This is a genomic window from Polaromonas sp. (assembly GCF_031411155.1).
Taxonomy (GTDB): Bacteria; Pseudomonadota; Gammaproteobacteria; order Burkholderiales; family Burkholderiaceae_C; genus Polaromonas.
Map to the genome: position 1 here is coordinate 1 of NZ_JANOAL010000281.1, position 6,502 is coordinate 6,502.

Consider the following 6,502-nt stretch of genomic DNA (forward strand, 5'->3'; position numbering starts at 1 on the left):
ATGGATGGCGCCATTCTGGCCGGCAACATCGCCACTGCCAAGAACCCGGCTGACTTCAAACTCGTCGGCGAAGTGCTGAGCGTGGAACCCATCGCCATCATGATCCGCAAGGACGACCCGGCCTTCAAGAAGCTGGGTGACGACACCGTCAAGGAAATGATGAAGTCGGGCGAAATCGCCAAGCTGTGGGACAAGTGGTTCATCCAGCCGATTCCACCGAAGAACACCAAGGTTGGTTATGCCGTCAGCGAAAGCACCAAGGCCGCCTGGAATGCGCCTAACGACAAACCCATGGAAGACTACGTCAAGAAGTAATCCGGCTGCTTGAGCCCGCAAACCCCGCCCTTGACGACCTCGGCGGGGTTTGTTTTTTAGGCGCTTTACACGTTTAATAGCGGAAACCAAATTCATAACAACGGGCTGGAATCACCATGAGCTGGGACTGGAAAGTATTTTTAAACGACGATGGCAGTGGGCGCACCTATCTGGAGTGGATGATGAACGCCTGGGGCTGGACGCTGGCCGTCGCCGGAACCTCCTGGGTCGTGGCCATGGTGTTTGGCGCCCTGTTTGGCACCCTGCGCACCCTGCCCAACAGCCCCTGGCTGGTGCGCCTGGCCAACGCCTGGGTCGAGCTGTTTCGCAATGTGCCGCTGCTGGTGCAGATTTTCATCTGGTACTTCGTCGTGCCCAAGGTGTTCCCGGCCATGAAAGACCTGCCCGGCTTTGTGCTGGTGGTGTTTGCGCTCGGCTTTTTTACCTCGGCACGAATTGCCGAGCAGGTGCGTGCCGGCGTGCAGGCCTTGCCGCGCGGCCAGCGTTATGCCGGCATGGCGATGGGCTTTACCACCGCGCAAACCTACCGTTACGTGATCTTGCCGATGGCGTTTCGCATCATCATTCCGCCGCTCACCAGCGAATCAATGAACCTGCTGAAAAATTCCTCGGTGGCGTTTGCCGTGTCGATTGCCGAACTGACCATGTTCGCCATGCAGGCGCAGGAAGAAACCTCGCGCGGCATCGAGATCTACCTGGCGGTCACGGCGCTGTATGCGGTGTCGGCCTTCGCCGTCAACCGGGTCATGGCCTTCGTCGAAAAGAAAGTCCAGATCCCGGGCGTTGTGGTGGCTGGCGCCACGGGCGGGGGGCACTGACATGCTGGGACTTGACCTGAGTTTTCTGAACTGGGAGATCATCTCCAATTTCGTCGCCAAAGGCTTTTTCTTCAGCATCCAGCTGACGCTGGTGGCCACGATAGGCGGCATCATCCTGGGCACCCTGCTGGCGTTGATGCGGCTGTCGGGCAAAAAAATCCTGATGCTTCCCGCCACCTTTTATGTCAACGGCATGCGCTCGGTGCCGCTGGTCATGGTGATTCTGTGGTTCTTCCTGCTGGTGCCAGCCTCGTTTTACGCGCTGATTCCGGGCGGCAGCAATTACCGCGCCGAGATCTCGGCCATCATCACCTTTGTGGCGTTCGAGGCCGCCTACTTCAGCGAGATCATGCGGGCCGGCATCCAGTCGATTTCGCGCGGCCAGGTCAATGCCGGGCGCGCGCTGGGCATGAGCTATGCCCAGAACATGAAGCTGATCATCCTGCCGCAGGCGTTTCGCAACATGGTGCCGATTTTGCTGACGCAGACCATCATCCTGTTTCAGGACACCTCGCTGGTGTATGCCATTGGCGCCTATGACCTGCTCAAGGGCTTCAGCACCGCCGGCAAGATTTACGGCCGCCCCGAAGAGGCCTACCTGCTGGCGGCGGTGGTGTATTTTGTGATGTGCTTTAGCCTGTCCTACATGGTCAAGCGGCTGCAAAGCCGGATTGCCATCATTCGCTAAGCGGGTGCCGTCAACCCAACCCCCTGATGAAAATCACAAGAACCGCAGATTGGAGTAGATGATGATTGAGATGAAAGAAGTGTCCAAGTGGTACGGTCCCGTGCAGGTGCTCAACAACTGCACGACCAGTATCAAAAAAGGTGAAGTGGTGGTGGTGTGCGGGCCTTCGGGCTCGGGCAAGTCAACCCTGATCAAGACCATCAATGCGCTGGAGCCGTTCCAGAAAGGCCAGATTTTTGTCGATGGCCAGGCGGTGCATGACCCCAAGACCGACCTGCCCAAGCTGCGCAGCCGCGTCGGCATGGTGTTCCAGAATTTCGAGCTGTTTCCGCACCTGAGCGTGACCGAAAACCTGACGCTGGCGCAGGTCAAGGTGCTGGGGCGCAAGCCCGATGAGGCCAAGACCCACGGCCTCAAGTACCTGGACCGCGTCGGCCTGATGGCGCACAAGGACAAGTTTCCCGGTCAGCTGTCGGGTGGCCAGCAGCAGCGCGTGGCGATTGCCCGGGCGCTCAGCATGGACCCGATTGCCATGCTGTTCGACGAACCCACCTCGGCGCTTGACCCCGAAATGGTGGGCGAGGTGCTGGACTGCATGATGGGCCTGGCCACCGAAGGCATGACCATGATGGTGGTCACGCACGAAATGGGCTTTGCCAAGAAGGTGGGCAGCCGCGTCATCTTCATGGACGTGGGCGGCAAGATTCTGGAAGATTGTTCCAAGGACGAGTTCTTCAGCCACCCCGAGAACCGCCAGGCCCGTACCAAGGACTTCTTGAACAAGATTCTGTCGCATTGAACCGGAGGGCCGGCCCGCAAGGCCGGCACCAAGCCGTTATTCGCGTCACTGACACGCTATAGAAAAATGCCTGCCGCTTGCATGACCGCCCCGCGCCCAACCGCGCGCCTTGCCACCGCCCCCCAGGGCGCGGTGCGCGGGCTCGCGGCCGGCTGCGCGGGTTTGCCGGTGCTGTGGCCGCATCAGCCGGCCGCACACCCCTGAGCCTGGCGATCCATCCCTCCCTTTTTCTCTAGCGCTATTTCTGGATCGTCGGGCACCCACCCAGCTGGCTTGCCCGGTAAGCCTTTTCCGGGCGGTATGGATCCAGGTGTCTTTCATGAACGTTGCTTCCCTTCAACCGTCGCCGTCGCCATCGCGCACGCTGACCGAGCTTGACCACATCCGCATTACCAACCTGCTGCGCCATCCGGCCTCGCGGGCGGGTTCCCTCTCAAACGGGGCGGCCCCGGCCGTCCATGAGGTGATCGACGCCGCCGACCTGGTGTCGTCCCACGAGGTGGCGCCCAACGTGGTGACCATGTATTCGCAGGTGCTGATTGCCGACGGCCAGACCGGTGAGCAGCGCAAGCTCACGCTGTGCTACCCGCACGATGCCGAGCCGGCCGCCGGCTTTGTGTCGGTGCTGTCGCCGGCGGGGGCGGGTTTGCTGGGCCTGTCGGTGGGCCAGGTGGCCCGCTGGACTATGCCGCAGGGCGGTGGTCAGGCGTCGGCGGAAATCCTGGCCCTGCTGTTTCAGCCTGAAGACAGCGGCGACTACCTGCTGTAAAAAAGGCCAAACGGCCGTGCCGCCCGGCAAAAATCGGGCGGCAAGGCTGACCGCCGCGCCCGGTCAGCAAAACCGGCGGCAGTGCGACAATTCGGGCCATGACTTCATCCGCCAATACCCTCACCCTGACCCGCCCCGACGACTGGCATTTGCACGTCAGGGACGGCGAAGCCCTGCACACCGTGGTGCCGCACACCGCCGCGCAATTTGGCCGGGCCATCATCATGCCCAACCTGCGCCCGCCGGTTACCACGGCTGCCCAGGCCGTCGCCTACCGCGAGCGGATTCAGGCCGCCGTGCCACCCGGTGTGCGTTTCGAGCCGCTGATGACGCTGTACCTGACCGACAATCTGCCGCCCGACGAAATCAAGCGTGCCAGGGACGCCGGTGTGGTCGCCGTCAAGCTCTACCCGGCCGGTGCCACCACCAACAGCGACGCCGGCGTGACGGATCTGCGCAAGACCTACAAGACGCTCGAAGCCCTGCAGCGTGAAGGCTTGCTGCTCTTGTTGCATGGCGAAGTCACCTCGCCCGAGATTGACCTGTTCGACCGCGAGGCGGTGTTCATTGAGACGCAACTGATTCCGCTGCGCCGCGATTTCCCCGAACTCAAGATCGTCTTTGAGCACATCACCACGAAGGAAGCCGCGGACTACGTGCGTGACGCCGACCGGTTCACCGGAGCCACCGTCACCGCGCACCATCTGCTCTACAACCGCAATGCGATTTTCTCGGGCGGCATCCGGCCGCATTACTACTGCCTGCCGGTGCTCAAGCGCGAAACGCATCGCCTGGCGCTGGTCGAGGCCGCCACCAGCGGCAACGCCAGGTTTTTCCTCGGCACCGACAGCGCGCCGCACCCGGCTCACCTGAAGGAACACGCCAGCGGCTGCGCCGGCTGCTACACCGCCCATGCGGCCATGGAGCTGTATGCCGAGGCCTTCGATGCGGCGGGCGCGCTCGACAAGCTCGAAGCCTTTGCCAGCTTCAACGGCGCCGATTTCTACGGCCTGCCGCGCAATCAGGGCACGATCACCCTGAAAAAGGAAAGCTGGACGCCGCCCGTGAGTTATGCGTTTGGCGAGGCGGAACTGAAGCCGCTGCGGTCGGGTGAAAGCCTGGCCTGGAAGTTTGAAACCCAGCGGAGCACATGATGGACCACAAACCGCGCGTTGCCCTGCTGATTGACGCAGACAACTCGCCCGCGTCCAAAATCGACCTGATCCTCAACGAGTTGTCGACCTTTGGCGAGACGAATATCCGCCGCGCCTACGGCAACTGGAAGAAAAGCGAACTCAAGGGCTGGGAGGAAGCGCTGCATGAGCATGCGATTCGCCCGATGCAGCAGTTTGACTATTCCAAGGGTAAAAACGCCAGCGACATGGCCATGGTGATCGATGCGCTGGAGCTGCTTTATACCGATCGGCCCGACGCCTTTGGCATCGTGTCGTCGGATGCCGATTTCACGCCGCTGGTGATGCACCTGCGGGCCAAGGGCGCCGCCGTGTACGGCTTTGGTGCGCAAAAAACGCCGGAGCCGTTTGTCAATGCCTGCTCACGGTTTTTGTACCTTGATAAATTGCGGCCCATTGCCGTCAGCGATGCAACTGGTGCCCAGGGCGACAGCCGGGATGATGGCGAAGCGGTTTCCGCCACGCCGCTGCGCGCCTCGCCGGCGCAGCTCAAGCAGGATGCCCGACTCGTCATGCTGCTGCGCAACGCCGTGCAGGCGGCGGCCGACGACGAGGGCTGGGCGCGCGTGGGCGCGGTAGGCACGCAGATCGCCAACCAGGCCTCGTTTGACCACCGCAATTACGGCTACGCCACGCTGACCAAGCTGCTGGTCGCCACGCAGCTGTTTGAAATCGCCGACGAGGGCAAATCGACCGTGGCGGTGCGAGACAGACGGCTGAACAAAACCGGCCGGGGCTGAGGGCTTGCGGGAGCAAACCTCCATCGCGGCTGTGCCGCCGCTGTCGGCCATCGACTGGAAGCTGCCGTGGCTGCAGCCCTGGCGGGCGCCTGGCGAACAGGTGGCGGGGCAGGTGACTGGCGAGGCGCTGCTGCATCAGGCGCTGAACCAGACGAACCGGTCGCCGGTGCGCTTTGTCGCGCAAACCGCCTTGCCGCCCGGCCAGGCCTACGAACAGTTCATCTTCGACACCGGCAGCGTGCCCACGCGCGATAACCTGCACGATTTCTTCAACGGTCTGTGCTGGATGTGGTTTCCGCGGACCAAGACAAAACTCAACCAGCTGCAGGCCGCCGAAATTGCGCGGGCCGGCGTGCAGCGGGTGCGCGGCCCGGTGCGCGATGCGCTGACCCTGTTTGACGAGAATGCGGCCCTGCTGTCGGCGCCCGATGCGCTGTGGGACGCGCTGGCGGCCCGGGACTGGCGGCGTCTCTTTGTTGACCTGCGCCCGCTCTGGCAGCAGGCCAGTCTCGTGCTGTTTGGCCATGCCCTGCTGGAAAAGCTGGTTTACCCCCGAAAACCGATCACGGCCCACGTCTATCGTGCGCAGGTAGCTATGAATTCAATAGCAGAGCTGGATGCCTGGCTGGCGGCCGACCTGAGCGCGGACAAGCTGGCCGGCAAGCCTTTTTTGCCCTTGCCGGTGCTGGGTGTGCCCGGCTGGTGGCCGGAAAACGAAAACTTTTCCTTTTATGATGACTCTCTTGTGTTTCGTCCGCGGCGGCTGCCAGAACAACCCAACTACAGATAAAAACAGCCGCTTACACCCGCTGGCGCAGCTTGAGAGGGCTTGATAAGCCAAAAGCCAGCCGCATATCCTGCGCACGGCGGACCTTCATTACCGACCCCACGGAGAATCCATGAAACGTATATTGTTATTTATCCTGACCAACGTGGCCGTGGTGGCCGTGCTGGGCATTGTGGCCAGCCTGCTGGGCGTTAACCGTTTCCTCACGGCCAATGGCCTGAACCTGACGGCGCTGCTCGGCTTTGCGCTGGTCATGGGTTTTGGCGGCGCCATCATCTCGCTGCTGATCAGCAAGCCGGTGGCCAAGTGGAGCGCCGGCGTGCGCATCATCAATGACTCGCAGAATGGCGATGAAGCCTGGATTGTCGAGAC

General features: G+C 62.1%; 7 protein-coding genes and 2 pseudogenes. All 9 read left to right on the plus strand.

Annotated elements, in window-relative coordinates:
* Positions 1-315 (plus strand): annotated as a pseudogene (locus tag RMO23_RS16705) (transporter substrate-binding domain-containing protein); the annotation flags it as partial.
* A 116-nt stretch (positions 316-431) separates the two neighbouring features.
* Positions 432-1,154: an amino acid ABC transporter permease gene (locus RMO23_RS16710; protein ID WP_309683817.1), complete on the plus strand. Its 723-nt coding sequence runs from the start codon at positions 432-434 to the stop codon at positions 1,152-1,154.
* 1 nt (position 1,155) lies between these two features.
* Positions 1,156-1,842, plus strand: a complete 687-nt coding sequence (locus RMO23_RS16715; protein WP_309683818.1) for an amino acid ABC transporter permease — start codon at positions 1,156-1,158, stop codon at positions 1,840-1,842.
* A 61-nt stretch (positions 1,843-1,903) separates the two neighbouring features.
* Positions 1,904-2,641 (plus strand): amino acid ABC transporter ATP-binding protein, encoded by a 738-nt coding sequence (locus tag RMO23_RS16720; RefSeq protein WP_309683819.1) that lies wholly within the window; start codon positions 1,904-1,906, stop codon positions 2,639-2,641.
* Between the two features lie 319 nt (positions 2,642-2,960).
* On the plus strand, positions 2,961-3,410 hold the full coding sequence (locus RMO23_RS16725) for a GreA/GreB family elongation factor (protein WP_309683820.1): 450 nt from the start codon (positions 2,961-2,963) through the stop codon (positions 3,408-3,410).
* 98 nt (positions 3,411-3,508) lie between these two features.
* Entirely contained in the window at positions 3,509-4,564 is a 1,056-nt protein-coding gene (gene pyrC / locus RMO23_RS16730) for a dihydroorotase (RefSeq protein WP_309683821.1), read from the plus strand.
* The gene (locus tag RMO23_RS16735; protein WP_405041620.1) at positions 4,564-5,343 is read left to right on the plus strand and encodes an NYN domain-containing protein; all 780 of its coding nucleotides are present in this window, start codon (positions 4,564-4,566) and stop codon (positions 5,341-5,343) included. The genes pyrC and RMO23_RS16735 overlap by 1 nt, the downstream gene beginning before the upstream one ends.
* A 4-nt stretch (positions 5,344-5,347) precedes the next feature.
* A complete protein-coding gene (locus RMO23_RS16740; protein ID WP_309683824.1) occupies positions 5,348-6,133 on the plus strand; it encodes a DUF3025 domain-containing protein in 786 nt (261 codons plus the stop codon).
* A gap of 109 nt (positions 6,134-6,242) precedes the next feature.
* Positions 6,243-6,502: pseudogene (locus tag RMO23_RS16745) on the plus strand (zinc metalloprotease HtpX); the annotation flags it as partial.